The sequence below is a fragment of the Streptomyces sp. NPDC050145 genome, assembly GCF_044460245.1.
GTDB lineage: Bacteria > Actinomycetota > Actinomycetes > Streptomycetales > Streptomycetaceae > Streptomyces.
In genome coordinates, this window is sequence record NZ_JBITJS010000015.1 from 116,281 (window position 1) to 142,546 (window position 26,266).

25 protein-coding genes and 1 pseudogene are annotated in these 26,266 nt (G+C 71.3%); 12 read left to right on the forward strand and 14 right to left on the reverse strand.

Features of this window, described 5'->3' with window-relative positions; translation table 11 throughout:
- Window positions 1-3 precede the first annotated feature (3 nt).
- On the reverse strand, window positions 4-651 hold the full coding sequence (locus ACIBTU_RS28275; protein WP_188337529.1) for a TetR family transcriptional regulator: 648 nt from the start codon (window positions 649-651) through the stop codon (window positions 4-6).
- Between the two features lie 163 nt (window positions 652-814).
- On the opposite strand from ACIBTU_RS28275, the gene ACIBTU_RS28280 reads away from it, so the two are divergent.
- The 3 genes from ACIBTU_RS28280 (at window position 815) to ACIBTU_RS28290 (ending at window position 4,755) form a co-directional block, all read left to right on the forward strand.
- Window positions 815-1,606 (forward strand): VOC family protein, encoded by a 792-nt coding sequence (locus ACIBTU_RS28280; RefSeq protein WP_399129327.1) that lies wholly within the window; start codon window positions 815-817, stop codon window positions 1,604-1,606.
- Between the two features lie 162 nt (window positions 1,607-1,768).
- The gene (locus tag ACIBTU_RS28285; protein ID WP_399129329.1) at window positions 1,769-4,147 is read left to right on the forward strand and encodes a PQQ-binding-like beta-propeller repeat protein; all 2,379 of its coding nucleotides are present in this window, start codon (window positions 1,769-1,771) and stop codon (window positions 4,145-4,147) included.
- A 41-nt stretch (window positions 4,148-4,188) separates the two neighbouring features.
- Complete coding sequence (locus tag ACIBTU_RS28290; protein ID WP_399129432.1) at window positions 4,189-4,755, forward strand: hypothetical protein; 567 nt, start codon at window positions 4,189-4,191, stop codon at window positions 4,753-4,755.
- A gap of 8 nt (window positions 4,756-4,763) precedes the next feature.
- On the opposite strand, the gene ACIBTU_RS28295 is transcribed toward ACIBTU_RS28290, so the two are convergent.
- Genes ACIBTU_RS28295 through ACIBTU_RS28305 form a run of 3 tightly spaced genes read right to left on the reverse strand, consistent with a single transcriptional unit; the run spans window position 4,764 to window position 7,198 of the window.
- Window positions 4,764-5,552 carry an enoyl-CoA hydratase/isomerase family protein gene (locus ACIBTU_RS28295; RefSeq protein WP_399129330.1) on the reverse strand — a complete coding sequence of 263 codons (789 nt, stop codon included), beginning with the start codon at window positions 5,550-5,552 and terminating at the stop codon, window positions 4,764-4,766.
- A complete protein-coding gene (locus tag ACIBTU_RS28300; protein WP_399129331.1) occupies window positions 5,549-5,992 on the reverse strand; it encodes a Zn-ribbon domain-containing OB-fold protein in 444 nt (147 codons plus the stop codon). Before ACIBTU_RS28300 ends, ACIBTU_RS28295 begins: the two co-directional genes overlap by 4 nt.
- A gap of 54 nt (window positions 5,993-6,046) precedes the next feature.
- Window positions 6,047-7,198 (reverse strand): lipid-transfer protein, encoded by a 1,152-nt coding sequence (locus tag ACIBTU_RS28305; RefSeq protein ID WP_399129332.1) that lies wholly within the window; start codon window positions 7,196-7,198, stop codon window positions 6,047-6,049.
- A 128-nt stretch (window positions 7,199-7,326) separates the two neighbouring features.
- Between ACIBTU_RS28305 and ACIBTU_RS28310 the strand changes: the two genes are divergently transcribed.
- Entirely contained in the window at window positions 7,327-8,910 is a 1,584-nt protein-coding gene (locus ACIBTU_RS28310) for a FadD3 family acyl-CoA ligase (protein WP_399129333.1), read from the forward strand.
- 131 nt (window positions 8,911-9,041) lie between these two features.
- On the opposite strand, the gene ACIBTU_RS28315 is transcribed toward ACIBTU_RS28310, so the two are convergent.
- The 3 genes from ACIBTU_RS28315 to ACIBTU_RS28325 form a co-directional block, all read right to left on the reverse strand.
- The gene (locus ACIBTU_RS28315; RefSeq protein ID WP_399129334.1) at window positions 9,042-9,698 is read right to left on the reverse strand and encodes a nucleoside/nucleotide kinase family protein; all 657 of its coding nucleotides are present in this window, start codon (window positions 9,696-9,698) and stop codon (window positions 9,042-9,044) included.
- A gap of 3 nt (window positions 9,699-9,701) precedes the next feature.
- Complete coding sequence (locus tag ACIBTU_RS28320; protein WP_188337521.1) at window positions 9,702-10,067, reverse strand: PH domain-containing protein; 366 nt, start codon at window positions 10,065-10,067, stop codon at window positions 9,702-9,704.
- 107 nt (window positions 10,068-10,174) lie between these two features.
- On the reverse strand, window positions 10,175-10,900 hold the full coding sequence (locus tag ACIBTU_RS28325; RefSeq protein WP_399129335.1) for a DUF4232 domain-containing protein: 726 nt from the start codon (window positions 10,898-10,900) through the stop codon (window positions 10,175-10,177).
- A gap of 188 nt (window positions 10,901-11,088) precedes the next feature.
- Here ACIBTU_RS28325 and ACIBTU_RS28330 point away from each other — a divergent pair, with 188 nt between their 5' ends.
- The gene (locus tag ACIBTU_RS28330) at window positions 11,089-12,408 is read left to right on the forward strand and encodes a helix-turn-helix domain-containing protein (RefSeq protein ID WP_399129336.1); all 1,320 of its coding nucleotides are present in this window, start codon (window positions 11,089-11,091) and stop codon (window positions 12,406-12,408) included.
- Window positions 12,409-12,450: 42 nt separating this feature from the next.
- On the opposite strand, the gene argS is transcribed toward ACIBTU_RS28330, so the two are convergent.
- A complete protein-coding gene (argS, locus tag ACIBTU_RS28335) occupies window positions 12,451-14,220 on the reverse strand; it encodes an arginine--tRNA ligase (protein WP_399129337.1) in 1,770 nt (589 codons plus the stop codon).
- 140 nt (window positions 14,221-14,360) lie between these two features.
- Here argS and lysS point away from each other — a divergent pair, with 140 nt between their 5' ends.
- Window positions 14,361-16,199: a lysine--tRNA ligase gene (lysS, locus tag ACIBTU_RS28340; RefSeq protein ID WP_399129338.1), complete on the forward strand. Its 1,839-nt coding sequence runs from the start codon at window positions 14,361-14,363 to the stop codon at window positions 16,197-16,199.
- Between the two features lie 74 nt (window positions 16,200-16,273).
- On the opposite strand, the gene ACIBTU_RS28345 is transcribed toward lysS, so the two are convergent.
- From ACIBTU_RS28345 to ACIBTU_RS28355, 3 genes are all read right to left on the reverse strand, one after another.
- Window positions 16,274-17,617: a DUF2637 domain-containing protein gene (locus ACIBTU_RS28345; RefSeq protein ID WP_399129339.1), complete on the reverse strand. Its 1,344-nt coding sequence runs from the start codon at window positions 17,615-17,617 to the stop codon at window positions 16,274-16,276.
- Between the two features lie 131 nt (window positions 17,618-17,748).
- Complete coding sequence (locus ACIBTU_RS28350; protein ID WP_399129340.1) at window positions 17,749-18,600, reverse strand: DUF3558 domain-containing protein; 852 nt, start codon at window positions 18,598-18,600, stop codon at window positions 17,749-17,751.
- A 153-nt stretch (window positions 18,601-18,753) separates the two neighbouring features.
- On the reverse strand, window positions 18,754-19,620 hold the full coding sequence (locus tag ACIBTU_RS28355; RefSeq protein WP_399129341.1) for a DUF3558 domain-containing protein: 867 nt from the start codon (window positions 19,618-19,620) through the stop codon (window positions 18,754-18,756).
- A 185-nt stretch (window positions 19,621-19,805) separates the two neighbouring features.
- Between ACIBTU_RS28355 and ACIBTU_RS28360 the strand changes: the two genes are divergently transcribed.
- Complete coding sequence (locus ACIBTU_RS28360) at window positions 19,806-20,999, forward strand: RtcB family protein (RefSeq protein ID WP_399129342.1); 1,194 nt, start codon at window positions 19,806-19,808, stop codon at window positions 20,997-20,999.
- Window positions 21,000-21,053: 54 nt separating this feature from the next.
- Here ACIBTU_RS28360 and ACIBTU_RS28365 read toward each other — a convergent pair whose 3' ends face one another.
- Together ACIBTU_RS28365 and ACIBTU_RS28370 are read right to left on the reverse strand one after the other, a co-directional pair.
- The gene (locus ACIBTU_RS28365; RefSeq protein ID WP_399129433.1) at window positions 21,054-21,476 is read right to left on the reverse strand and encodes a MarR family winged helix-turn-helix transcriptional regulator; all 423 of its coding nucleotides are present in this window, start codon (window positions 21,474-21,476) and stop codon (window positions 21,054-21,056) included.
- 78 nt (window positions 21,477-21,554) lie between these two features.
- A complete protein-coding gene (locus ACIBTU_RS28370) occupies window positions 21,555-22,031 on the reverse strand; it encodes a hypothetical protein (RefSeq protein ID WP_399129343.1) in 477 nt (158 codons plus the stop codon).
- A 77-nt stretch (window positions 22,032-22,108) separates the two neighbouring features.
- Here ACIBTU_RS28370 and ACIBTU_RS28375 point away from each other — a divergent pair.
- The 3 genes and pseudogenes from ACIBTU_RS28375 to ACIBTU_RS28385 form a co-directional block, all read left to right on the forward strand.
- A pseudogene (locus tag ACIBTU_RS28375) lies at window positions 22,109-22,438 on the forward strand (YnfA family protein); the annotation flags it as partial.
- A 56-nt stretch (window positions 22,439-22,494) separates the two neighbouring features.
- Window positions 22,495-23,262 (forward strand): SDR family NAD(P)-dependent oxidoreductase, encoded by a 768-nt coding sequence (locus ACIBTU_RS28380; protein ID WP_399129344.1) that lies wholly within the window; start codon window positions 22,495-22,497, stop codon window positions 23,260-23,262.
- Window positions 23,263-23,264: 2 nt separating this feature from the next.
- Entirely contained in the window at window positions 23,265-23,471 is a 207-nt protein-coding gene (locus ACIBTU_RS28385) for a hypothetical protein (protein ID WP_399129346.1), read from the forward strand.
- Between the two features lie 34 nt (window positions 23,472-23,505).
- On the opposite strand, the gene ACIBTU_RS28390 is transcribed toward ACIBTU_RS28385, so the two are convergent.
- Complete coding sequence (locus ACIBTU_RS28390) at window positions 23,506-24,399, reverse strand: DUF6597 domain-containing transcriptional factor (protein WP_399129347.1); 894 nt, start codon at window positions 24,397-24,399, stop codon at window positions 23,506-23,508.
- Window positions 24,400-24,506: 107 nt separating this feature from the next.
- Between ACIBTU_RS28390 and ACIBTU_RS28395 the strand changes: the two genes are divergently transcribed.
- Window positions 24,507-25,598, forward strand: a complete 1,092-nt coding sequence (locus ACIBTU_RS28395) for an LLM class flavin-dependent oxidoreductase (protein ID WP_399129434.1) — start codon at window positions 24,507-24,509, stop codon at window positions 25,596-25,598.
- Window positions 25,595-26,263, forward strand: a complete 669-nt coding sequence (locus ACIBTU_RS28400; RefSeq protein WP_399129348.1) for an FMN reductase — start codon at window positions 25,595-25,597, stop codon at window positions 26,261-26,263. Before ACIBTU_RS28395 ends, ACIBTU_RS28400 begins: the two co-directional genes overlap by 4 nt.
- The last annotated feature ends 3 nt before the right edge of the window (window positions 26,264-26,266 follow it).

Below are 26,266 nucleotides of genomic sequence, written 5' to 3' on the forward strand. Positions count from 1 at the left end.
AGGTTACCTCGTCGGCTTCTTGCCCGTCACTCCGAGATAGACCAACAGGGCGAGGTTCGGCTTCAGTTCGGCCTGCTTGACGCCCCAGGTCTGGAAGCCCTTCTGGTGCGAGGCGACCGCCGCGAGCATCGCGACCAGCGAACCGGCCACCGCGGCCGGGCTGACGTCCTTGTCGACCTTGCCCTTGTCCTGGAGCTCCTTGACCGCGTCCGCGAGGGAGTTGTTCACCGAGTTCAGGATCTTCATGCGGATCTTGTAGAAGCGCTTGTCGCCCTCGGCCGCGCCGAGGTCGACGACGCGCAGGATCGCGTCGTTCCTGCGCCAGAACTCCAGGAAACCGTCCACGAGTTCCTGCGCGGTCGCCCAGCCGGCCTTGCCGACCCAGGAGCGGTCGGCGACCAGCTCGGTCAACCCCGCGCCCTCGGTGGCCATTTGCTCGGCGATCTCCAGGACGGCGCCCTCGACGTCCGGGAAGTACTGGTAGAAGGTCGCGGGCGAGGTGCCCGCCTTGCGCGCGACATCAATGACTTTGACGTCCCGGTAGGGCGAGGAGCTGAGCATCTCGCCGAGGCACTCGAGGAGCTTCTGACGTGTCGCCTGACCACGCCGTCCGGCCACACGGCCGTCGACGGTCCGTACTTGTCCTGTCATGCCGTCAGCTTACCGAGGGGTGATCGGAGCGCGATCTGACCGACTGCAAATGGGGTTGGGGAGCATCGCCCCCGGTCAAATGACGCGCCGGAAGCGAGCGGAATTGGCCATACGTTCGAATATGGGGGCCGGGCCGCGAACCCCCGTGGTTACCGTGACGCCCATGCACCCCGACTTCCCCGAAGGCACCCCCTGCTGGGCCGAGGTCGCCCTGCCCGACATCGAGGCGGGCAAGCGGTTCTACGGCGATCTCTTCGGGTGGACCTTCGACGAGGGCGCGGGCGCCGACCACGACTACTACACCGCCGCCTACAGCCAGGACCGCAGCGCCGCCGCCCTCCGCCCCGCCGGCCCCGGCACCCCGACCGGCTGGCGGGTGCACCTCGCCGTACGGGACGCCTACGCCGCCGCCGACCGGGTGACAGCGGCCGGCGGACGCATCGCCGCGGGCCCCCTGCCCGGCGGCACCCAGGCCACCGTCGCCCTCGCCACCGGACCCGAGGGCGCCGCCTTCGGTCTCTGGCAGGCCGGCACCCACCGCGGCTTCGAGCGCACCGGCAGCCCCGGCACCTTCCACCACGCCGAGCTGCACACCCCGGACCCCGCCGGCAGCACCCTCTTCCACGAGCGGGTCTTCGGCCGCGCACCGCGTCCCGCCCCCTTGCCGCGGGCGGCCCCGGCCCGGCTGCTGCCCCACTTCGCCTGCGCCGACACCGCCGCCGCCTGCGCCGAGGCCGTCCGGCTCGGCGGCCGCGTCCGCACCGGCCCGCACGACTCCCCGTACGGGCCGCTCGCCGTGCTCCGCGACGACCAGGGCGCGGTCTTCGCCCTCTGTGAACCGGTGCCCGGAACGCCGGTGCCCGGAACAGGGGACGAGCCCGCGTCCGAGCCGGTGTCCGAGCCGGTGCGTGAGCCGGTGTGTGAGTCGCCACAGCAGGACCCGGAACGCGCCTGAATCGCCCCGCATCCTCCCGTGACACCCCGATGTGCCCCCTGGTTCGCAACCGGCGCCCCGGACAGGAAGAATCAGGGTGCGTGCCGCCGTAGCGCTTCGGTGGTGAGACGCTGGCGGGGGCCGGTGAGTGCGCAGGCCCCGTACGGGGAGGTGGGCAGGCAAGTGGTGGATCAGCTGACGCAGCACGATCCGAGGCGGATCGGTCCGTTCGAGGTCCTGGGACGGCTCGGCGCGGGCGGCATGGGCCTGGTCTATCTGGCCCGCTCGGCCTCGGGCCGGCGCGTGGCGATCAAGACGGTGCGCACGGAGCTCGCCGAGGACCAGCTGTTCCGGGTGCGCTTCACGCGCGAGGTCGAGGCGGCCCGGGCGGTGTCCGGCTTCTACACGGCCGCCGTCGTCGACGCCGACCCGCGCGCGGCCGTGCCGTGGCTCGCCACCGCCTACGTCCCGGCGCCCTCCCTCGAGGAAATAGTGAACGAGTGCGGGCCCCTCCCGGCCCAGGCGGTGCGCTGGCTCGCCGCCGGTGTCGCCGAGGCGCTGCAGTCCATCCACGGCGCGGGCCTCGTCCACCGCGACCTCAAGCCGTCGAACGTGCTGGTCGTCGAGGACGGCCCGCGCGTGATCGACTTCGGCATCGCCTCCGGTGTCTCCAACACCCGGCTCACGATGACCAACGTGGCCGTCGGCACCCCCGCCTACATGTCGCCCGAGCAGGCGAAGGACTCGCGCAGCGTCACCGGCGCCTCCGACGTCTTCTCCCTCGGCTCCACCCTCGTCTTCGCGGCGACCGGCCACGCCCCCTTCCACGGCGCCAACCCGGTCGAGACCGTGTTCATGCTGCTGCGCGAGGGCCCCGACCTGGAGGGGCTGCCCGACGAGCTCCGCCCGCTCATCGATTCCTGTATGCAGATGGACGCGACGCTGCGTCCCTCGCCCGCCGACCTCCAGGCCCAGCTCGCCCCGCACCTCTTCGGCTCCGGCAGCGACGACTCCGGCACCGCCTCCGCCTGGCTGCCGGAACGCTCCGTCGCGCTCATCGAGACCCGCCGCGGCGGCCGCCCCGTCATCAAGCGCCCCACCGGCCGCACCCCCGGCCACGGCTCCGGCATGCCCGTGATGCCGCCGCAGCCGCCCGCCCCGCCGTCCACCGACGGCTGGCGGCCGAACCCGTCCGCGTCCCCGGTCGCCGCCGGATCCGCGGGCCGCACCGCCGACGGGCCCGTGCACCTGGCCGGCGCGCAGGTGCCGATCGGCCCCGGACCCCGGGTCGCGGACGCGCGCGCCGCCGCCGTGAAGGCGCCGCCCGCCGAGCACGGCCTCGCCGCGTCCTGGTCGCGCGGCTCCCGCCCCGCGGGCCTGACGGTGAACGGGACGGACCCCGCCGCGCCCGCCCCGGTGGCCCCCGAGGCCCCGGCCGGCTGGCGCCCCTGGCGTTTCCGCATGTCGAACGATGTGTGGGGCACGCCCAAGGTCGCCGGCGACCTCGTCTACGTCACCTCCTTCGAGGTCCACGCCCTGGACGTGGCCACCGGACGGCGCCGCTTCAAGACCCGCGACGTCGCCTGGGCCATGGCCGTCGCCGACGGCCGCATCCACGCCTCCGACGGCCCCACCCTGTGGGCGCTCGACGCCCGCGAGGGCGCCGAACTGTGGCGCCGCCAGACCGACGCCTGGGTCTACGCCCTCGCCGCCGACCGCGGCACCGTCGTCACCGCCACCCGCGGCGGCGGCGTCCAGGCCCGCGAGGCCGCCAACGGCGACCTGCTGTGGGACATCTCCGGCTGCCAGACCGACTTCGAGGCCCCCGAGGCCGGGCCCGTCATCCACGACGGCACCGTCTACGTGTGGCAGGGCGCCCGGCTGCGCGCCCTGGAGGCCCGCACCGGCGAGGAGCGCTGGTCGTACCCGATCGGCGACGCGGCCTCCTGCGGCGGCGTCCCCGTCCGTGTCACCCCCGCCGACGACGGCTACGTCTACGTGTCGGCCGGCACCCGCGTCATCGCCGTCGAGACCGGCTCCGGCCACGTCCGCTGGCACTTCGAGGCGCCCGCCGTCTTCCTGTGCCCGCCCGCGTACGTGCCCGGCCCGGCCGTCACCGGCGGCGGCGTCTACCTCGTCGACCACCTCGGCACCGTCTACGCCCTCGACGCGACCGACGGCCGCGACCGCTGGCGCATCGCCACCGAGCCGCGCCCCGGCTCCGTCGACCCGGTGCTCGTCTCGCACGGGCACGTCCACGTCGGCTCCGGCCAGGGCCTCTACACGCTGGACGCGGTCACCGGCACCCCGAAGTGGCGCTTCCAGGCCGGCGGCGAGATCGTCGGCTCCCCGGTCGTCGCCGACGGCCGCATCCACTTCGGCTCCACCGACCACCTGCTGTACACGCTGAAGGCCGACGACGGCCGGCTGCGCTGGAAGCTCGCCACCGGCGGCGAGATCACCGGCACGCCCGTCGTCACGGACGGCGTCGTGTACGCGTGCAGCAAGGACCGCTGCGTGTACGCGCTGGACGCGGAGAAGGGCACGGGCACCAGCCGCTGACGGTTTCGCCCGCCGGGCCCGGTAGTAGGGTGCCCGGCGTGATGAAACGGGGAGTCAAACTCACAGCGCTCGCGGTCCTGGTGGTCATGGCCTTGACAGGTTTCTCGACCGGTCGGGGACGCGGCGGCAGCCACAAGTCCAGCGGCGGGAGCGGGGGCGGCGGCTGCAGCAGCTCCAGCCAGAGCCACGACAGTTCGTCGTCGTCCCGGTACGACCACGACGATGACGACGACTCCTACGGCAGCGGCTCGTCGGGTTCGTCGTCCGGCGGCTACACGCGCCGCCCCGACTACGGGTCCACGCCGACGGCCACGTCCACGGGCGGCACGTCCCGGCTGCGCGACGGCCAGGCCACGCTGATCCGGTGCGCCGACGCGAAGACGCCGTACGCGCTGGTCCGCGTCAGCAACCCGAACGGCAGGACCGCCGACTTCCGCGCGCGCGTCGAGTTCGACGACGCGGGCGGCATCGAGATCACCCGGCACTTCGCGGATGTGGAGGTCCCGGCTCGGGGGACCGCGACCGTGAAGGTGAAGGTCGGCGGCGAAGGGCTCGCCGCCGGGGTGCACGACTGCGTGCTCGAACCCGAGGCCGATGTCCTGAGCTAGAGCCCTTCTCAGCGCACCCGGAACCCGCCGCCCGCCCCGCGGGACGCGAACAGTTCGGCCTGCCGGCCGGGCGGCAGGTTGCCGAGGGCGATCAGGTGCGGGGCCTGCGCGAAGGCGTGGCCGCGGGCCGCCTCGGTCGCCGCCCACACCGCCCGCACCGTCCCCTGCACCGCCTCCGTCGGCTGCCCGGCGATGACCTCCGCGCAGCGGGTCGCCGCCGCAACCGCGCCGCCCGCCTCGGTCACCTCGCTGACCAGGCCGTTCTCGTACGCCCTGCGGGCCGAGAGCCGCTCCGCCGAACCCATGAGGGCGAGCCGGGCCGCCTCGCCGGGCGGCATCCGCTGCGCCAGGTGCATCGCCTCGTACGCGCTGACCATGCCGTACGTGGTGTGCGGGTCGAAGAACGTCGCGTGCTCGTCGGCGATCACGAAGTCGGCCTCGCCGAGCAGGTAGAACGCCCCGCCGCAGGCCATCCCGCCGACCGCCGCGATCACCGGCTTCCACAGGTCGTTGGCCTTCGGTCCGATCGTGAGCAGCGGGTCGTCCATCGCGTACGGGGAGGAGGGCTGCGGCACGTCGACGTCGCGGTCGATGCCGGTGCAGAACGCCTTGTCGCCGGCGCCGGTCAGGACGACGGCCCGGACGCCGTCGTCGAAGCGGAAGCCGCGCCAGGCCGCCCGCAGCGCGTCGGCGAGCGCGGTGTCGATGGCGTTGTGGCGCTGCGGGCGGTCGAGGGTGACGACCGCGACGCCGGTCTCCTTGTCGGTCTCGACACGCAGGGGGGCGGGCGCGGTCACGGGCGCTCCAGGGTCCAGCGGGGCACGACCACGCCTTCCACCTCGGCGAACACGGCCTGCACCTTGGCGCCGATGCGGATCTTCGCCGGGTCGACCGAGTCGAGCGGGGCGTCGGCGCGGGTGACCAGGTTGCCGACCAGGCGGATGCGGGGGGCGTCGGCGAGCTCGACGACGATCGCGTTGTAGGGGGCCTGGGCCGCGTAGGCGGGGAGCAGCGGGGGGTGCGGGACGACATACGACCAGATGCGGCCCCGGCCGCTCATCTTCCGCCACTCGGAGTCGAAGGACTGGCAGTGGGGGCAGCAGGGGCGGGGCGGGAAGCGGAGTTCGCCGCAGGCGGGGGCGGCGCAGGCCTGGATGCGGAGTTCGCCCTGGGCGGCGTACTCCCAGAAGGGGGCGCCGTCGTCGTCGGTGACGGGGGTGAGGAGAGCGTCTGCCATGTGTCGGTCCTCTTTCGGGAGCGGCTTCGTCGTGGCTGGTCGCGCGGCTGTCCGCTACGGGGCCCGGAGCAGCAGGGCCGAGGTCGGGACGCCCTCGCCCGCGGTGACGAGGCAGGAGGCGGCGTTCGGGACCTGGGCCGTGCTCGTGCCGCGGAGCTGTTTGACGCCCTCGTTGATGAGGTTGAAGCCGTGGACGTACGCCTCCGAGAGGCCGCCGCCGCCCGTGTTGATGGGGAGCCGGCCGCCGATCTCCAGGGCGCCGCCCTCGGTGAACGCCGCGCCCTCGCCGCGCCCGCAGAACCCGTACCCCTCGAGGGAGAGCGGGATGAGGGGGGTGAACGCGTCGTAGATCTGGGCGACGTCGACGTCCTCGGGGGTGAGGTCGGAGTTCTTCCAGAGGTGGCGGGCCGCGGTCCAGGCGGGGCCGGTGAGCGGGTCGTCGTTCCAGTAGTTGACCATGCCGTGGTGCTGGGCGGGCAGGCCCTGCGCGGCGGAGTGGACGTAGACGGGCTTCCGCCGGCAGTCGCGGGCCCGTTCGGCGGAGACGATGACGCAGGCGAGCGCGCCGTCGGTCTCCAGGCAGTTGTCGAAGAGGCAGAGCGGCTCGCTGATCCAGCGGGAGTTCATGTACATCTCCCGGGTCATCGGGCGCTCGTACATGATCGCGTCCGGGTTCTGGTTGGCCCGGTTGCGGCAGGCGAGGGCCACGTTGAAGAGGTGGTCGCGGGTGGCCCCGTACTCGTGCATGTAGCGGCGCGCGAGCATGCCGATCTCGTCGGCCGGGCGCAGCAGCCCGAAGGGGCGGGTCCACTGGGCCGGGGTCGGCAGTTGCACCGCGGTGTTCTTCCAGGGGCGCGGCCCCGAGCCCCGCTTGCGCGAGCGCCAGGCGACCCCGACGCTCGCCTGTCCCGTCGCGACCGCGGCGGCCAGATGCGCGACGGTCGCGCACGAACCGCCGCCGCCGTAGCCGACCTTGGAGAAGAAGGTGACGTCACCGGCGCCGATGGCCTTGGCCACCTCCACCTCGTCCGTCTCCTCCATCGTGTACGAGGCGAACCCGTCGACCTCCGACGGCGCGATGCCCGCGTCGTCGAGCGCGGCCAGGATCGCCCGGCACGCCAACGTCCTCTCGGACTCCGGGAGTTGTTTCGCGAAGGCCGTCTGGCCTATGCCGACGATGGCTGTCGCGTCCTTCAGTCCCGCCATGGGCACCCCCACCTGGAACGGCCCGGTCCACCGTGATCCGGTGGCTCCGTCTGCTGACAGCGCGTCAGGCTACAGCTAATCTGACGGATAGTCAGCTACGGCGTTACGGCGTGATGGGAGGTCGTTCGATGCGTACGGACCGTACGGAGGGCGAGTGGGGCACGATCCCCGAACTCGTGTGGGACGCGGCCGCACGGTACGCCGCGCACGAGGCCGTCGTCGAGGGCCGCACCCGGATCACCTTCGCCGAGCTCGGCGAACGGGTCGAACGGGCCGCCGCCGCCTGCCTCGCCGCGGGCGTGCACCCCGGCGACCGCGTCGCGATCTGGGCGCCGAACACCCTCGACTGGATCGTCTCCGCGCTCGGCGCCGTCACCTCCGGCGCCGTCCTCGTCCCCCTCAACACCCGCTTCAAGGGCGCCGAGGCCGCCGACGTCCTGGCCCGCTGCCGCGCCCGACTCCTCTTCGTCACCGGCACCTTCCTCGGCACCTCCTACGTCGCCTCGCTGCGCCGCGCCCAGGAGAACGGGGCCGCGCTGCCCGACCTGGAACGGGTCGTCGTCCTCGGCGACACCGCGCCGGACGCGCCCGGCTTCGGCACCTGGAAGGAGTTCCTCGCCGGGGGAGACGCCGTCACGGGGGAGCAGGTGCGCGAGCACGCCGCGGCGATCCCCGCCTCCGCCCCCTCCGACATCATCTTCACCTCGGGCACCACCGGCCGCCCCAAGGGCGCCGTCATCACCCACGCCCAGACCCTGCGCGGCTACGCGATCTGGTCCGACCTCGCCGGCCTGCGCGAAGGCGACCGCTACCTCATCGTCAACCCGTTCTTCCACACCTTCGGCTACAAGGCCGGCGTCATCGCCTGCCTCATGCGCGGCGCCACGATGGTCCCGCAGCCCGTCTTCAACGTGGACACGGCCCTCGCCAACATCGCCGCCGAACGCATCTCCGTCCTGCCCGGACCCCCCACCCTCCACCAGTCCCTCCTCGACCACCCGGCCCGCGACGCCCACGACCTGTCCGCCCTGCGCCTCGTCGTCACCGGCGCCGCCGTCGTCCCGCTGCAACTCGTCGAACGGCTGCGCGGCGAACTCGGCGTCGGCACGGTCCTCACGGCGTACGGCCTCTCGGAGGCCAGTGGCATCGTCTCCATGTGCCGGCGCGGGGACCCCGCCGAGCTCATCGCCGCGACGTCCGGCCGGGCGATACCCGGCACCGAGGTCCGGGTCGACGCGCCCGCACCCGGCGAACCCGGCGAAGTCCTCGTCCGCGGCTTCAACGTCATGCGCGGCTACTTCGAGGACCCGGGCGCCACCGCCGAGGCGATCACCGAGGACGGGTGGCTGCGCACAGGCGACGTCGGCGTGATGGACGCCGACGGCTACCTCCGCATCACCGACCGCATCAAGGACATGTTCATCGTCGGCGGCTTCAACGCGTACCCCGCCGAGATCGAGCAACTCCTCGGCCTGCACCCCGATGTGGCCGACGTCGCCGTCGTCGGCATCCCCGACGGCCGCCTCGGCGAGGTGGGCAAGGCGTACGTGGTCCGCCGCCCCGGCGCGGTCTCCACCGCCGACGACCTGATCGCCTGGTCCCGCCGCGAGATGGCCAACTACAAGGTCCCGCGAGAGGTCACCTTCGTGACGGAACTTCCGCGGAACGCGAGCGGGAAGGTGGTGAAGGGGGCGCTGCGGTCCGGGGGCTGACAGGCGCCGTGGGGCTTGCCACCCGTCGCCGAGTGCCGCGCTGTCGTGGCTGATCGCGCCCCGCGGCGAAGCCGCTGATGACACAGCCCCGCACCCGCTGGCGGGGCGCATCCACCCCGGCGCTTCTGACCCTACGAGCGGGCCTGACACAGCGTCCCGCTGTCCAGGTCCACGATCACATCGGCCCGCGAACGCCCGGAGGCCACCCGCCGGGCATTCGCCTCGTCCGAGCGCAGCACCCACGCGCGGGCCGCGTCGGGTTCCTTGCCGAACTCGACGTGCCGCGCGATCAGCCGGCGCACCCGCGTCGCCTCGTCCACCGCCACCCACCACACCTCGTCGAGCAGCGGCCGCACCTCGTCCGGCCAGGGCGGCTCGTCGAGCAGCAGATAGTTTCCCTCCGTCACGACGAGCGGCACCTCGGGCGGCACGGGCAGCGCACCCGCGACCGGCTGCTCCAGGTCCCGCTCGAACGACGGCGCGTACACCGTCTCGCCCGCCCGCGGCTTCCGCAGCCGCGCCAGCAGCGCCGCGTACCCGTACGCGTCGAACGTGTCCGGCGCCCCCTTGCGCTCCGCGCGCCCCAGCCGGGCCAACTCCGCGTCGGCCAGATGGAACCCGTCCATCGGCACCAGCACCGCCGCCCCGCCCAGCGCCCCCACGACGGCCCCGGCCAGCGTCGACTTGCCCGCACCGGGCGGCCCGGCGATCCCGATGATCCGCCGGGCACCCGGCACGATCAACGCCTCGGCGCGGGCCGCGAGTTCCTCCACGTACGCGTGAGCCATCGGTCAGCGCGTGACGAACTGCGTCAGGATCGCCTGCACCTCATAGATGTCGACCCCCTTGGTGAAGGTCTTCTCGATCGGCGCCGCGGTCCCCGACACCCAGATCTTCAGCTCCGCGTCCAGATCGAAATGCCCCGCCGTCTCCACGGAGAAGTGCGTGATGCTCCGGTACGGCAGCGAGTGGTACTCGACCTTCTTCCCGGTCATCCCCTGCTTGTCGATCATGATCATGCGCCGGTCCGTGAGCAGAATGGCGTCCCGGACCAACTGATACGCCCCATAGACCTGCTCCCCCTGCCCGAGCAACCGCGCGTACTCGTGCGCGGCTTTGCCCGGATCGATGGTGTGAGCGTTCCCGAACAGCGCCATGAAGGCCCCCGTGTGTCGTCCCGTGCCGTCTCGTTCTCCGGTCCTTCGGAGAACGGGTGAGGCCGTGGGCGAGTTCCCCGGAGACCCGGCCCCGCCCCCTGTCAGCGTCACCAGGACACGGCGTCGTCCAGGGACTGCTGCCAGTACGTCACCTTGAGGGAGTCGTCCACGTAGACGCCCTTTGGGGGGACGGGCGGGGTGGCGCCCGCGGTCAGGCCCTCGCCCGAGCGGGACTGGAAGTAGACCGTCAGGGACTTCGCCGTGTAGCCGTTCGCGCCGCTGCCGTCGGCCGCCGAGAGGTTCACCGAGGAGTAGCCGGACTCGCCCGGCGACAGCGTCACGACCGCCTGCGGCTTCGAGTCGGCGATCACCGGCGGGACGGACTGCGCCTCGCCGAACCTCACCGACGGGTAGCCGTAGAGGAAGCAGGGGCGCGTGCCGGTGTTGGTGACCGTGAGGAGCATGTGGTTCACGGGTCGGGTGAGCGGGGCCGCGACCGTCTTGGTGTTCGAGCCGTCGCAGGTGACCGGATGGGTCGAGGCCGTGCTGCCGCCGGTTTCCTTGCCGGATCCCCCGTCCGCCTTCCCGTCGGCGGCGGACGGCGTCTTCTCGCCCTTCGCCACGCCGTTGCCAGAGGCCGGTGCGCCGGACGCCGGCGCGCCCGACGGAGCGGTGGCCGCCGGCTTCGCGTCGCCCGTCGAGGACGACGCCCCCGCCGTCCCCTCGTCCTCGACGCCCGAACCGTCGTCGCACGCGGTCAGTGACAGCGCGGCCAGAGCGACGGTCGCGGCGGAGAGGAACAGGCGGGTGCGGGCGGTGCGGGTGCTGGTCATGTCGGTCGAGCCCCTTCGGCTTCCGGTGCGGGGTGGTGCTTGGATGAGAGGAGCCTGCGCGGTGATCCGTCCCAACCGCCACGCCCGCCGGGCAGTTGGGGACACTGGAACGCCGATACGGGCTCTGACCAGGCAGAACGCGTGTCCCCTGGAACGGCGGAACGGGACACGGGGGGATGGAGGAACAGGTGTCAGGGGGAACAGGGGACGGGTTCGCGGAGCTGTTGCGCGCGCTCAAGGACCGCTCCGGACTCAGCTACGGCACGCTCGCGAAGCGGCTGCACATGAGCACGTCCACGCTTCACAGGTACTGCAACGGCACGGCCGTGCCGACCGACTACGCGCCCGTCGAACGGCTCGCCCGCGTGTGCCGCGCGACCCCCGAGGAACTGGTCGAACTCCATCGCCGGTGGATCCTCGCCGACGCCAACCGGGGGAGCAGCCGGAAGCCCTCCCCGGCACCAGAACCAGTCCCAGAACCAGCCCCAGAACCAGTCCCAGAACCAGTCCCAGAACCAGTCCCAGCGCCAGCGCCAGCGCCAGATACAACCCAAGCTCCGGACCCGGCCCCCGACGCACCCCGCCCCCGCCGCCGCACCGCCCTGATCGCCGTCCTCGCCGTCGCCGCCGTCCTCGGCACCACGGTCCTCGGCGTCAGCCTCTTCCGAGGAGACGACGGGGACGACTCCGACCGGCAGCGGGCGGCCGGCACCCAGCAGTCCTCCGCCCCCGGCGCCTCCACCTCCGTATCCGCCTCACCGTCCGCCACCGACAAGCGCGAGAGCGCCAAGGAGAAGGACGACGGAGGCAAGGACAAGGGCGGGAAGGAGGAAGGCCGGAAGGGTGCCGACAAGGGCGGCGCCGCGGAGACCGGTCCGGAGGCGGGATCAGGCGGGCACGCCACCGGCACCCCGTTCACCGTCGGCACCCGCGCCTACGTCTACGACCAGCCCTGCAGTCAGCACTTCCTCGTCGACAGCGAGCCCGCCCAGGTCGGCCCGCCCGCGAACGAGGAGACCGCGGCCAAGTGGGCCTCCGTCTACGGCGCCGTCTCCGGCGGCGAACAGCGCGTCGCGCTCACTCTCCAGGGCACCGGCGACGACACCGTCGTACTCGAGGCGCTCCACGTCACGATCGCCGGGAAGTCCGCCCCGCTCGCCTGGAACGACTACGCGATGGGCGTGGGCTGCGGCGGCGGCGTCGACACCAAGTCCTTCGACGTCCCCCTCGACGCCGGCAGCCCCACCGTCAGCGGCATCAACGGCCAGCGCGACTTCCCGTACAAGGTCAGCGAGTCCGACCCCGAGGTCTTCTACATCACCGCGCACACCAAGGCCCACGACGTGCGCTGGTACCTCACCCTCGACTGGTCCAGCGGCTCACGCCACGGCACCGTCCGCGTCGACGACCACGGCACCCCGTTCCGCACCAGCGCCAACGAAGGCCGCCCAGGGTTCGACTATCCCCTGGGCGGCAGCGACTGGATCGAACGCGTCGAACAGCAGTGAAGTGATCAGTGAAGCGATCAGTGAAGTGACAGAGAACCGAGGTCAGAGCTTCTCGGGCGTCCGGATGCCCAGCAGGGCCATGCCCTGGTGGAGAGTGCGGGCCGTCAGCTCGCACAGGAACAGACGGTTCTCCACGACCTCCTGCGCCGGGCGCGGCCGGACCACCGGGCACTGGTCGTAGAACGTCGTGTACAGCGACGCCAGCTGGTACAGGTACGCGGCCAGCTTGTGCGGCGCGTACTCGGCGGCGGCCTCGAAGACCGTGTCGCCGAACGCGTCCAGGTGCAGACCCAGCGCCCGCTCCGCCGGCTCCAGCGCCAGCTCCGGGTGCGCGACCGGGGCGTCCGAGGCGTCGGCGCGGCGCAGGATCGACTTGATCCGCGCGTACGCGTACTGCAGGTACACGGACGTGTCGCCGTTCAGCGACACCATCTGGTCCAGGTCGAACTTGTAGTCCCGGCTCGGCGACGTCGACAGGTCGGCGTACTTCACCGCGCCGATGCCCACGTACCGGCCGTTCTCCACGATCTCCTGCTCGGTCAGGCCCACCTTCTCGGCCTTCTCCCGCACGACCGCCGTGGCCCGCTCCGCCGCCTCGTCGAGCAGGTCCTCCAGCTTGACCGTCTCGCCCTCACGCGTCTTGAACGGCTTGCCGTCCGCGCCGAGCACCGTGCCGTAGCCCATGTTGTGGGCCGTCACGTCGTCGCTCAGCCAGCCCGCGCGCCGCGCCGTCTCGAAGACCATCTTGAAGTGCAGCGACTGCCGCACGTCCACGACGTAGATCAGCTCGGTCGCGTGCAGGTTCTGGACACGGTCACGGATCGCCGTCAGGTCGGAGGCCGCGTAGCCGAAGCCACCGTCCGCCTTCTGCACGATCAGCGGGACCGGCTTGTCGTCCTTGCCCTTGATGTCGTCGAAGAACACGACGAGCGCGCCCTCGGAGCGGACGGCGACACCCATCTCCTCCAGGAGGCGGGCCGTCTCCGGCATGCCCTCGTTGTACGCCGACTCGCCGACGATCTCCTCGTCGCGGATCTCCATGTCGAGCTTCTCGAAGACCGAGTAGAAGTAGACCTTCGACTCGTCGACGAAACGCTGCCACAGGTCGAGCGTCTCCTTGTCGCCGGACTGGAGCGCCACGACCCGCTTACGGGCCCGCTCCTTGAAGTCCTCGTCCGCGTCGAACACGGCACGCGACGCCTTGTACACCCGGTTCAGGTTCGACATGGCCTGCTCGCCGTCCGTGTCGGTCTCCGCGGACAGCTGGTCCGGGTTCTCGATCAGGTACTGGATGAGCATGCCGAACTGGGTGCCCCAGTCGCCGATGTGGTGCCGGCCGATCGTCTTCTCGCCCGTGAAGTCGAGCATGCCGCGCAGCGCGTCACCGATGACCGCCGACCGCAGGTGACCGACGTGCATCTCCTTCGCCACGTTCGGCTGCGCGTAGTCGACGACCGTGACGCCCGGGTTCTCCTTCAGCGGCACGCCCAGCCGGTCGCCGTCCGCGGCGCGCGCGGCCAGCGTCTCGGTGATCGCCTTGTCGGTGACCGTCACGTTCAGGAAGCCGGGGCCCGACACCTCGATGTCGGCGAGCAGGTCACCGGTCGTGATCCGCTCCACCACCTGCGCGGCCAGCTCCCGCGGGTTCGCCTTCGCCTTCTTGGCGAGCGCCAGGATCCCGTTGGCCTGGTAGTCGGCCCGGTCGCTTCGTCGCAGCAGCGGGTCGGCGCCGCCGGCCTCCGGCAGGGCGGAGGACAGGGCGTCGGCGAGGCGTGCGTTGACGTTGGCGGTGATGGACGTGACCGGGGCCATGGGTATGGGCTGCCGTTCTGGTCGGGGCTGGTTTTCGTTAGTCCCGCTCAGTATCCCACGGGGCGGCAACGGGGTTTTTCCGCAGATCGCCCCGCGCGGGGCGACAACGGGTTTCCCCCCAGCCCCGGGTAACTGGGAGAATGGTCCCGGCAGAACCCACCCGCTCCACCCGCATCGCAGAGAAGGACGACCGAACCGTGGCCCAGAGCACAGGCGCGGACACCCAGGACTGGGTGTCCCGTTACGCGGACGATGTCATCGCCGAGTCCGAGCGCCGCGCCCCGGGCAAACCGGTCGTCGTGGCCTCCGGCCTCTCCCCGTCCGGCCCGATCCACCTCGGCAACCTCCGCGAGGTCATGACCCCGCACCTGGTCGCCGACGAGATCCGCCGCCGCGGGTACACGGTGCGGCACCTGATCTCCTGGGACGACTACGACCGCTACCGCAAGGTTCCGAACGGCGTCCCCGGCACCGACGCGTCCTGGGCCGAGCACATCGGCAAGCCGCTCACCGCGGTCCCGGCCCCGGCCGGCTCCGCGTACGCGAGCTGGGCGGAGCACTTCAAGGCCGCCATGGTCCAGGCCCTGGCCGACCTCGGCGTCGAGTTCGACGGCATCAGCCAGACCGAGCAGTACACGTCCGGCACCTACCGCGAGCAGATCCTGCACGCGATGAAGCACCGCGGCGACATCGACGCCATCCTCGACCAGTACCGGACGAAGAAGGACCCGCAGAAGGACCCGCAGAAGGCCCCGAAGCAGCAGGGCCAGAAGCAGCAGCAGGGCCAGAAGCCGGTCGACGAGGCCGAGCTCGAGGCCGCCGAAGGCTCCGGCGCCGCGTCCGAGGACGACGGCAGCGGCGGCACCGGCGGCTACTACCCGTACAAGCCGTTCTGCGGCGAGTGCGGCAAGGACCTCACCACCGTCACGTCCTACGACGACGACACCACCGAGCTGTCCTACACCTGCACCCTCGACGGCTACACCGAGACCGTCCGCCTGTCCGAGTTCAACCGCGGCAAGCTGGTCTGGAAGGTCGACTGGCCCATGCGCTGGGCCTACGAGGGCGTCATCTTCGAGCCCTCCGGCGTCGACCACTCCTCGCCCGGCTCCTCCTTCCAGGTCGGCGGCCAGATCGTCGACCGGATCTTCGGCGGCAAGCAGCCCATCGGCCCCATGTACGCCTTCGTCGGCATCAGCGGCATGGCCAAGATGTCCTCCAGCAAGGGCGGCGTCCCCACCCCCTCGGACGCCCTCGAGATCATGGAGCCGCAGATCCTGCGCTGGCTCTACGCCCGCCGCCGCCCCAACCAGTCGTTCAAGATCGCCTTCGACCAGGAGATCCAGCGGCTCTACGACGAGTGGGACAAGCTCACCGCCAAGGTCGCCGACGGCACCGTCCTACCCGCCGACGCCGCCGCCTACAGCCGCGCCGTCGGCACCGCCGCCGGCGAGCTGCCCCGCACCGAGCGCCCCCTCGCCTACCGCACCCTCGCGGCCGCCGCCGACGTCACCGCCGGCGACGAGGAGCAGATCCTGCGCATCCTCTCCGAGCTCGACCCGGAGAACCCCGTCACCGACCTCGCCCCCGTCCGGCCCCGGCTGAACAAGGCAGAGGCCTGGATCAGCAAGTACGTCCCCGCCGAGTCCCGCACCATCGTGCGCACCGAGCCCGACACCGAGGCCCTCGCCGGCCTCGACGATGCCTCCCGCGCCTCGATCGCCCTGCTCCTCGACGGCCTCGACGAGCACTGGTCCCTCGACGGACTCACCCACCTCGTCTACGGCGTCCCCAAGGTCCAGGCCGGCTACCCCGCCGACGCCACCGCCAAGGAACTCCCGGCCAAGATCAAGACTGCCCAGCGCACCTTCTTCGCGCTGCTCTACCACCTGCTCGTCGGCCGCGACACCGGCCCGCGCCTGCCCACGCTCCTCCTCGCCGTCGGCGCGGACCGCGTGCGCAAGCTGCTCGCCGCGTAACGCTCCGCGTACAACGGGAAGGGGCGGCACCGGAAACCTCCGGTGCCGCCCCTTCGCCGTACCCGCGCCGCCGACTAGGCGATGTGGTCGTCCACCATCTCCGCGTTCAGACGCTGACTGAACAGCTCGTGATAGCGCTCGAGATCACGCCGCTCCAGCTGCGCCGGGTACGTGGCCTCGACGTTCGCCAGGAACGCGGGGAGGGACGGCATGCCCTCGCCCTCTATCGAGTACCGGAACACCTGGTACAGGTCCTCGTCCGACACCGCCGTGGCAGCCTCGGCCTGAACCTGCGGGGCGCCGTCGCCCAGCGGACGCGTACCGCCCGCACCGTCCGGCACCGGGAACTCCTGCTGAACCACCAACTCCGGCTCCGGCACCGGCTCCGGCTCCGCCGCACGCGGACGCGGCACGGGCACTGGCACTGGCACCGGAATCTGCTGAGGCTGCTCCTCGTACCAGTCCTGGTGCTCCTCCTCCGGCACGAACGTCGGCGGCTCGAAACCCGGGTCGTACCCGCCGTGGTACTCCACCTGACGCTGCTGCGCGAACCACTGGCTCGGTACCTCCCCCGCCACCTCACCGGCCTGCGCCTGAGCCTGGGAGTGCTGGGAGTGCGCCTGCGCCTGGGCCTGAACAGGAACCTGACCCTGAACCTGACCCTGACCCGCCGGCAATTGCTGCCGCTGCGGACCCGCCGCCACCGGCAACACCGGAACCGGCAACTCCTCGATCCCCGCCGCGGCAAGCCCCGCCGGAGCCGTCTCCGCCAACGGCACCCCGTACCGCGCCAGCCTCAGCGGCATCAACGACTCCACCGGAGCCTTACGGCGCCACGCCCGCCCGAACCGCGACCGCAGCCGCGCCTGATACACCAGCCGCTCCTGCTCCAGCTTGATCACCTGCTCGTACGAACGCAGCTCCCACAGCTTCATCCGCCGCCACAGCAGAAACGTCGGCAACGGCGACAACAGCCACCGCGTGATCCGCACGCCCTCCATGTGCTTGTCCGCCGTGATGTCCGCGATCCGCCCGATCGCGTGCCGAGCCGCCTCGACCGCCACCACGAACAGCACCGGAATCACCGCGTGCATCCCGACACCCAACGGATCCGGCCACGCCGCAGCACCGTTGAACGCGATCGTCGCCGCCGTCAGCAGCCACGCCGTCTGCCGCAGCATCGGAAACGGAATCCGGATCCACGTCAACAGCAGATCCATCGCGAGCAGCACACAGATACCCGCGTCGATACCGATCGGAAAGACGTACGAGAAGTTCCCGAAGCCCTTCTTGATGGCCAGCTCGCGCACGGCCGCGTACGAACCGGCGAAACCGATCCCCGCGATGACCACCGCACCGGCGACCACCACTCCCACGAGTATCCGGTGCGTCCGTGTCAGCTTCAGTGGCCCGGCCACTCCAGCTCCCCTCCCAGTTGGGCATGTTGCGGCCAACAGACTGGCACATGCCTTCCGGCCACCGCGGGCCGGTACGCCGGGAGCCCGGCACCCAAAAGGGGCCGGGCTCCTCAAATCCGTTGAAGCGAGAGCTAGTTCTTGCTCGACGCCTTGTCATCGGGCGACTTCGAAGAATCCTTCGACGCCCCCTTCGACGCATCCTTCGACGGAGACGCACTCGCCGACGCGTCACCCGCACCGGAACCCGCCTCGCCCGACTTCTCGACCGCGGCCACGGCCTCCTTCGCCGCCTTCTCCGCGTCCTTCGACAGCTCACCCGCGTCCGGCGTCGCGTCGCCCGCCAGACCCGAACCGTTGAAGTCCACCGTCACCACGACGTTGGCCACCCGCGTCACGACCGTCTGCTGCTTCGACGTGACGTCCTTCTTCTTGTCCTTGTACGCCCGGTCGTAACGCACCAGCGTCGCCTCGTCGCCCGTGCCCGACACGGCGGACGTCTTCACGTCCTTCGCACCGTCGGTCGCCTGCGCGTCCTTCACCTGCTTCGCGAAGTAGTCCGCCGCCAGCTCCGCACCACTGCCCCGGTTCACATCCGAGTCGAACCGGACCAACGAGACATTCAGCCAGCGGTACTGCGAACCCTTCACACCGTTGTTGTCCAGGCTCGACCACGAACAGCTCGCCCGAGCCGTCTCGTCGTCCGACGAACCCGCCTTGCTGTTCCCCTTCGGGACCAGATCGTCCAGCGTCTTCTTCGACAACGCCGCACACGCCTGCGGCAGCGTCGCGAACTTCGCCGGCTCCACCTTCTTCTTCGCCGCTCCCTGAGCGGCCGAGGCGGACGCCTTCGCCCCCGAGCCCTTCTTCGCCCCCTCGTCGGAGCCCGAGCCGGAGTCGGACGAACAGCCGGCTACGACGAGAACCGCCGGCACGGCGGCCGCGCAGACGAGAATGCGGGTGAGTCGCTTGGTCGGACGGTGCATGGTTCCTTCACCAGGTCGCTGACAGGGCCACGGCCCCGACTCCGCGGCAGCACACACGCACCACCCCGAACCCGGGTCCGAGCAGCCACCGTACGCCGAAGCCGCCCCGCCCGCCGAGCCTCACCGAACGCCGGACACCCGCCCCCACCCGTGCTACTCCCCGAACTTCCCCACCAGCTTCTGCGCCAGCTCACGCGCTGTGTCCTGCATTTCCTTGCTGTCCGGCACCTCACCCGACAACGCCGACTGCGCCTCGTACTCGACCGTCACCAACGCGTTCGACGTGCGGAACACCACAGTCACCGTCCGCCGCTGCGCCGCCTCCGGACCCGCCAGAACGTCGTTCAGGAACGCCTCGTCCCCCAGATCCCCGAGCAGCCGCGGCCCCAGCTCGGCCTCGTCCGCGGACGGCGCCCCCGACGAGGCGTCAGCGCCCCCCTTCTCCTTCTTCTCCTTGGAGGGGGACTCAGAAGCGGAGGCAGAAGCACTCTTGGAGGAACCAGGGGAATCAGGTGAGGCCGTATCCGAGCTCGCCGAACCCTCGGGGGACTCCGTCGGCGTCACCTCGAGACCGGCCCGCCCCGCCTTCGCCACGTACACACCCTCGGCCCGCGCGTCGTCACTGACCCGCGCGTCGTAGGACACCACCCGCTCGAAGTCCAGCGTCAGCCGGTGCACCCCGCCCTCGGCCGAGTCGTCCTTCCAACTGCACCCCACGCGCCGGTCCGTGTCGTACGTCGCCGAAGCCGTCCCCTCGTACGCCTTCTCGCGCTGCCGCTGATCCGGAACCTCCGCGATACCCGGCAGCATCCCGTCCAGCGTCGCCCGCTCCGGCTGCGCGCACGGCTCGGGCAGCGTCCGGTACCGTCCCGGCTTCGCGGCCGACGCCGACGCGCTGACCTCACCCGGCTTCGAGTCGTCCGCGCCGTCACCCGAGTCCGGGCTCCCGGTGCACCCGGCGAGCAGCGCCGTCAGGAGCACGGCGACGCCGGGCACGTACGCGTAAGACTTCCGCTGCACCGTAGGGGCTCCTCGCTGGGCTAAATCGGTTGCCGCCCTGGTGCGGCCGATGACCACAATGTCTATCGCACGCACTGCCGTGGACGCCGGTCCGGCGACCGATTCGTCGACCTTGGCTCCGGTATTTGCGTTTTCAGACTTCAGGTCCGGTCAGGCCGGACGCAGGCCCGACATCGGGGGATTTCATGACGTACGTAGAGGTACCGGGGGCGAAGGTTCCCATCCGGATGTGGACCGACCCGACGTCGGTCGAGGACGCGGCGATGCAGCAGCTGCGCAACGTGGCGACCCTGCCCTGGATCAAGGGCCTGGCCGTCATGCCGGACGTCCACTACGGCAAGGGCGCGACGGTCGGCTCGGTGATCGCGATGCAGGGCGCGGTGTGCCCGGCGGCGGTCGGCGTCGACATCGGCTGCGGCATGAGCGCGGTCAAGACCTCCCTCACGGCCAACGACCTCCCCGGCGACCTCTCCCGCCTCCGCTCCAAGATCGAACAGGCGATCCCGGTGGGCCGCGGCATGCACGACGAGGCCGTCGACCCGACCCGCCTGCACGGCTTCTCGACGGCCCCGTGGGAGGACTTCTGGGGGCGGTTCGAAGGGGTCGCGGACGCGGTGAAGTTCCGGGAGGGACGGGCCACCAAGCAAATGGGAACGCTCGGCTCCGGAAATCACTTCATCGAGTTCTGCCTCGATGAGACGGGGTCCGTGTGGCTGATGCTGCACTCCGGTTCGCGGAACATCGGCAAGGAGCTGGCCGACCACCACATCGGCGTCGCCCAGAGCCTCCCGCACAACCAGAACCTGGTCGACCGTGACCTGGCCGTCTTCATTTCCGACACTCCGCAGATGGCGGCGTACCGGAACGACCTGTACTGGGCTCAGGAGTACGCGCGGTACAACCGCACCCTGATGATGAACCTTTTCAAGGACGTCATTCGGCGGGAGTTCAAGAAGGCAAAGGTTTCGTTCGCTCCTGAAATCAGCGCTCATCACAACTACGTCAGCGAGGAGCGCTACGACGGCATGGACCTGCTGGTCACCCGTAAGGGAGCGATCCGCGCAGGTTCCGGCGAGTACGGGATCATCCCGGGCTCCATGGGCACGGGTTCGTACATCGTGAAGGGCCTCGGCAACGCGGCGTCCTTCAACTCCGCGTCGCACGGCGCCGGTCGGAAGATGAGCCGGAACGCGGCGAAGAAGCGCTTCTCGACGCGGGACCTGGAGGAGCAGACACGCGGCGTGGAGTGCCGCAAGGACTCCGGCGTCGTGGACGAGATCCCCGGCGCGTACAAGCCGATCGAGCAGGTCATCGAGCAGCAGCGCGACCTGGTCGAGGTCGTGGCGAAGCTGAAGCAGGTCGTCTGCGTGAAGGGCTGAGCGCGAACACGAGAGGGGCCCGAGCCGTTCGACGGCTCGGGCCCCTCTGTCTGTCTAGGGGGCGTCGAGTTCGCCGCTGCGGAGGCGTTCGATCTGGTTGGTGCTGAAGGCGACCGTGCGTTTCATGTGGGCTGTGATCAGGGCCAGTTCGGTGTTCTCGAGGTCTTCGAAGAGGGCGGACCAGTCGGTGGCGAGGCGGTCCCAGACCGCGCCGAACTCTGCGGTTTTTTCGGGGACGAGGGTGACGAGGACGCGGCGGCGGTCGGTGGTGTCGCGTTCCCGGGTGACGTAGCCGGCCTTCTGGAGGCGGTCGACGAGGCGGGTCGCGGAGCCGGTGGTCAGGCCGGTGAGTTCGGCGATGCGGCCGGTGGTGACGGGGGCCTCTTCGAGGGTGAGGAGGTTGAGGCACTGCAGGTCGGTGGGGTGCAGGCCGATGTGGTCGGCGACGGCCTGGTTGAAGAGGGCGTAGGCGGCCATGTAGCGGCGCGACGTGGTGAAGAGCTCGTCGAGCAGGGCGGTGCGGGTGGGCTTGGACACGGGTTCAACGTAGCGGCGTCAGAAGGTGTAGGTGTCGCCGGTGTCCAGGACGAGGAGGCGGTGGTGGTCGTTGTCGGGGTTGTGGTCGGTGGGGCCGCCGGTGAAGACGGTGTCGACGGTGAGGGTGAGTTCGCTGGGGGTGCCGGCGAGGCGGAGGTCGAGGGTGAGGGGGGTGCCGGTGGTGTCGGCGGGGAGGGGGCCGGTGCGGCAGGAGATGGCGCGGGGGCCGGTGCGCAGGCAGGCGGTGGGGAGGGTCTGGGTGTCGGCGAGTGGGGTGCTCCAGGTGAGGCGGACGGTGGCGTCGGGGATGTCGGTGGGGCCGTGGTTCTGCGGGGTGAGGTGGAGGGTGGTGCGGCCGGGGGTGAGGGTGGCGGTGCCGTGGTGGGCGAGGTCGGCCTCGGGTTGGTTGCCGTCGGCGACGGCGGCGTGAGGGGTGGCGGTGAGGAGGAGGGCGGCTGTCGTGAGTGCTGTGGTGGTGGTGCGTCTCGGTCTCATGGGGGCGGTGTTCCACCTGGGGCTGGGGGTGATGCGCGGGGCGTGGGGGTGTGACTCGCACGTGGGACGCTGAGGGCATGGTCGTCGCCCGTTCTGTCGTGCTGTTCGTGCTGGCCGCGTTGTTCGAGATCGGGGGTGCGTGGCTGGTGTGGCAGGGGGTGCGGGAGCAGCGGGGCTGGGTGTGGGTGGGGGCGGGTGTGGTCGCGCTCGGGCTGTACGGGTTCGTGGCGACGTTGCAGCCGGACGCGGAGTTCGGGCGGATCCTGGCGGCGTACGGCGGGGTGTTCGTGGCGGGGTCGATCGCGTGGGGGATGGTCGCGGACGGGTACCGGCCGACGCGGTGGGACGTGGTGGGTGCGGTGGTCTGTCTGGTGGGGATGGCGGTGATCATGTACGCGCCGCGGGGTGAGTTAGCGCGCGTACTCTGGACGGGACCTGTTGTCCCGTACCGCATGGAGCAGCCATGGCCCCCGCAGCCGCGTCCCGTATCGCCGTCGTCACCGGTGCGAGCAGTGGGATCGGTGCTGCCACGGCGCGGCAGCTGGCCGCTGCCGGTTACCGGGTGGTGCTGACGGCGCGTCGCAAGGACCGGATCGAGGCGCTGGCCGAGGAGATCACGGCGGCGGGGCACGATGCGGTGGCGTACGGCCTGGACATCACGGACCGGGCGGCGGTGGACGAGTTCGCGCGGGCGTTCCGGACGGTCGGGGTGCTGGTGAACAACGCGGGTGGGGCGCTGGGTGCGGACCCGGTGGCGACGGGTGACCCGGAGCAGTGGCGTCGGATGTACGAGACGAACGTGCTGGGCACGTTGAACGTGACGCAGGCGCTGCTGCCGGCGCTGACCGGGTCGGGTGACGGCACGGTGGTGATTCTTTCGTCGACGGCGGGGCACGGGACGTACGAGGGTGGCGGCGGGTATGTGGCCGCGAAGCACGCGGAGCACGTGCTGGCGGAGACGCTGCGGCTGGAGATCGTGGGGACGCCGGTGCGGGTGATCGAGGTGGCGCCGGGTCTGGTGAAGACGGACGAGTTCGCGCTGACGCGGTTCGGTGGGGACAAGGAGAAGGCGGAGAAGGTGTACGCGGGGGTCGCGGAGCCGCTGACGGCGGACGATGTCGCGGACACGATCACCTGGGCGGTGACGCGGCCGCCGCACGTGAACGTCGATCTGCTGGTGGTCCGTCCGCGTGCGCAGGCCTCGAACACGAAACTGCACAGGGAGCTGTGACGATGTCGGACGGCGCGCAGGCCACCCCTGGTTCCCCGGATCCGCAGGCTCCTGATCCGCTGGACGCGTTGCAGCGTGAGTACGACGCGCGGCGGGCGGCGCAGGAGAAGAAGGGGGAGCGGTACATGTGGTGGTACCTGGGTTACTTCCTCTTCGGGATCCACATCGTCGCGTTCGTCATGATCTACGCGGTCACGCACGCGAAGTAGTCCGTCCGCAAGTAGTCCGCCGGCGGCGGTGCGCTCAGCCTGACTCGCCGGCGTAGGCGGCGGGGGAGACGCCGATGGTGGTGGTGAAGTCGCGGACGAGGTGGGCCTGGTCCGCGTAGCCGAGGTCGGCGGCGAGGGTGGCCCAGTCGACGGTGGTGCGGGTGGCGGCGGCTTCGAGGGCGTCGTGGATGCGGTAGCGCAGGATGCACCATTTGGGGCTGACGCCGACGTGTCCGGCGAAGAGGCGTTGCAGGGCGCGTACGGACAGGGCTTCGTCGTGGGCGAGGTCGGCGACGCGCTGGACGGTGCGGTCGGTGCGGATGCGGGCGACGAGGCGGCGGGCCTGTTCGGTCTGGGGGTCGGGGGCGGCCGGGGCGAGGGGGAGCAGGTAGGTGTCGAGGGCGGCGGCGCGGTCCTGGTCGTGGGTGGGGCCGACGAGGGCGGGGATGTCGGTGGTGGGGAAGACGGTGGTGGGGAAGGCGGCGTCGTAGGGCAGGACGCGCCCGGTCCAGTGGGAGACGGGTGTCTCGGGGGCGAAGGGGCGGAAGGCGCCCGGGTGGAACTTGATGCCGCAGACGCGGCCGCGGCCGCCGATCTTGCGGGTGTAGAGGCCGGGTGCGCTGACGCCGGTGAGTTCGCCGTAGGGCGGTCCTTCGTCCTCGTCCCACTGGAAGGTGAGGTGGACGGCGGGGTGCGGGACGATGTGGGACGCGTAGGGGGCGGGCAGGTCCCAGTCGATGAGCCAGTAGTGCTCGACGTAGGGGCGCAGGGGTGCGGCGGGCGGGAGCCGGCGGAAGCGGACGCGGCTGAGCAGGGCGGCGGGGTCGACGATGCCTCGCGTGTCCTGGCTGCCCGGACCCTCGTCCCACCGGCCTCGGTCGCCCTTGCCCCGGCCGTTGTCCCGGCCGCGGTCGCGGTCGCGTTCCATGCCCGGATCGTACGGCGGGCCACTGACAGCGCCCACAGGGAATAGCTCGCGGGGGGCCCACGTTCAAGGGTATAGTTGAATCGTCAACAACCCGGAGGATGAGCGAAATGCAGTTCGGGATCTTCACCGTCGGTGACGTCACCGTCGACCCCACGACCGGCCGTGCCCCGACCGAGCACGAGCGCATCAAGGCGATGCTCGCGATCGCGCAGAAGGCGGAGGAGGTCGGACTCGACGTCTTCGCGACCGGTGAGCACCACAACCCGCCGTTCGTCCCGTCCTCCCCGACGACGATGCTCGGCTACATCGCCGCCCGCACCGAGAACCTGATCCTGTCCACGTCCACGACCCTGATCACCACGAACGACCCGGTGAAGATCGCCGAGGACTTCGCGATGCTGCAGCACGTCTCGGACGGCCGCGTCGACGTGATGATGGGCCGCGGCAACACCGGCCCGGTCTATCCCTGGTTCGGCAAGGACATCCGTGACGGCATCGACCTCGCGATCGAGAGCTACGCGCTGGTCCGCCGCCTGTGGGACGAGGACGTCGTCACCTGGAAGGGCAAGTTCCGCACGCCGCTCCAGTCCTTCACGTCCACCCCGCGCCCGCTCGACGGCGTCGCGCCGTTCGTCTGGCACGGCTCCATCCGCTCCCCGGAGATCGCCGAGCAGGCCGCCTACTACGGAGACGGCTTCTTCCACAACAACATCTTCTGGCCCGCCAGCCACACCCAGCAGATGGTGAACCTGTACCGCCAGCGCTACGCCCACTACGGGCACGGCACCCCGGAGCAGGCGATCGTCGGCCTCGGCGGCCAGGTGTTCATGCGGAAGAACTCGCAGGACGCGGTGCGCGAGTTCCGCCCCTACTTCGACAACGCGCCGGTCTACGGCCACGGCCCCTCGCTGGAGGAGTTCACCCGCGAGACGCCGCTGACCGTCGGCTCCCCGCAGGAGGTCATCGAGCGGACCCTGTCGTTCCGTGACGTCGTGGGCGACTACCAGCGCCAGCTGTTCCTGATGGACCACGCCGGCCTGCCGCTCAAGACGGTCCTGGAGCAGCTCGACCTGCTCGGCGAGGAGGTCGTCCCGGTGCTGCGCAAGGAGTTCGCGAACCTCAAGCCGGCGAACGTGCCGGACGCCCCGACCCACGCCGCCCGTGTCGCGGCCAAGAACGAGGAGGTCAAGAGCGCATGAAGCTCGTCGTCGTCTCGGCGGGGCTGAGCTCCCCGTCCTCCACCCGGCTGCTCGCCGACCGGCTGGCCGCCGCCACCCGGGAGCACGCCGGGAGCGACATCGACGTACAGGTCATCGAGCTGCGGGACCTGGCGACGGAGATCGCCCAGCACTTCGTCACCGGGTTCCCGTCCTCCCGGCTCGCCGCCGCGCTCGACGCGGTGGCGGCCTCGGACGGCCTGATCGCGGTCTCGCCGGTGTTCGCGGCGTCGTACAGCGGACTGTTCAAGTCGTTCTTCGACGTCATCGACAAGGACGCGCTCACCGGGAAGCCGGTGCTCGTCGGCGCGACCGGCGGCACGGCCCGGCACTCGCTGGTGACCGAGCACGCCCTGCGCCCGCTGTTCACCTATCTGCGGGCCCTCGTCCTGCCGACCGCGGTGTACGCCGCCTCGGAGGACTGGGGCGACGAGGGTCTGGACCGGCGCATCGCCCGCGCCGGCGCCGAACTGGCCCGCTTCCTGTCCCCGGCCGCCACGGTGCCCCGCCCCGGCACCCCGGACGTGGACACGGCGGCGGCGATCGCGCCCCGCTCGCTGCACGGCGCGATCACCTCGGTCGACCCGGCGGACGGCTTCCAGGTCGTCCCCTTCGAGCAGCAGCTCGCCGCGCTCCGGGCCGAGTAGAGC

Coding starts and splice junctions, on each gene's coding strand:
- ACIBTU_RS28275 (WP_188337529.1), bottom strand. CDS start 651: ATGACAGGACAAGTACGGACCGTCGACGGCCGTGTGGCCGGACGGCGT.
- ACIBTU_RS28280 (WP_399129327.1), top strand. CDS start 815: ATGCACCCCGACTTCCCCGAAGGCACCCCCTGCTGGGCCGAGGTCGCC.
- ACIBTU_RS28290 (WP_399129432.1), top strand. CDS start 4,189: ATGAAACGGGGAGTCAAACTCACAGCGCTCGCGGTCCTGGTGGTCATG.
- ACIBTU_RS28300 (WP_399129331.1), bottom strand. CDS start 5,992: ATGGCAGACGCTCTCCTCACCCCCGTCACCGACGACGACGGCGCCCCC.
- ACIBTU_RS28305 (WP_399129332.1), bottom strand. CDS start 7,198: ATGGCGGGACTGAAGGACGCGACAGCCATCGTCGGCATAGGCCAGACG.
- ACIBTU_RS28310 (WP_399129333.1), top strand. CDS start 7,327: ATGCGTACGGACCGTACGGAGGGCGAGTGGGGCACGATCCCCGAACTC.
- ACIBTU_RS28315 (WP_399129334.1), bottom strand. CDS start 9,698: ATGGCTCACGCGTACGTGGAGGAACTCGCGGCCCGCGCCGAGGCGTTG.
- ACIBTU_RS28320 (WP_188337521.1), bottom strand. CDS start 10,067: ATGGCGCTGTTCGGGAACGCTCACACCATCGATCCGGGCAAAGCCGCG.
- ACIBTU_RS28325 (WP_399129335.1), bottom strand. CDS start 10,900: ATGACCAGCACCCGCACCGCCCGCACCCGCCTGTTCCTCTCCGCCGCG.
- argS (WP_399129337.1), bottom strand. CDS start 14,220: ATGGCCCCGGTCACGTCCATCACCGCCAACGTCAACGCACGCCTCGCC.
- lysS (WP_399129338.1), top strand. CDS start 14,361: ATGGTCCCGGCAGAACCCACCCGCTCCACCCGCATCGCAGAGAAGGAC.
- ACIBTU_RS28350 (WP_399129340.1), bottom strand. CDS start 18,600: ATGCACCGTCCGACCAAGCGACTCACCCGCATTCTCGTCTGCGCGGCC.
- ACIBTU_RS28360 (WP_399129342.1), top strand. CDS start 19,806: ATGACGTACGTAGAGGTACCGGGGGCGAAGGTTCCCATCCGGATGTGG.
- ACIBTU_RS28365 (WP_399129433.1), bottom strand. CDS start 21,476: ATGGCCGCCTACGCCCTCTTCAACCAGGCCGTCGCCGACCACATCGGC.
- ACIBTU_RS28370 (WP_399129343.1), bottom strand. CDS start 22,031: ATGAGACCGAGACGCACCACCACCACAGCACTCACGACAGCCGCCCTC.
- ACIBTU_RS28380 (WP_399129344.1), top strand. CDS start 22,495: ATGGCCCCCGCAGCCGCGTCCCGTATCGCCGTCGTCACCGGTGCGAGC.
- ACIBTU_RS28385 (WP_399129346.1), top strand. CDS start 23,265: ATGTCGGACGGCGCGCAGGCCACCCCTGGTTCCCCGGATCCGCAGGCT.
- ACIBTU_RS28390 (WP_399129347.1), bottom strand. CDS start 24,399: ATGGAACGCGACCGCGACCGCGGCCGGGACAACGGCCGGGGCAAGGGC.
- ACIBTU_RS28395 (WP_399129434.1), top strand. CDS start 24,507: ATGCAGTTCGGGATCTTCACCGTCGGTGACGTCACCGTCGACCCCACG.
- ACIBTU_RS28400 (WP_399129348.1), top strand. CDS start 25,595: ATGAAGCTCGTCGTCGTCTCGGCGGGGCTGAGCTCCCCGTCCTCCACC.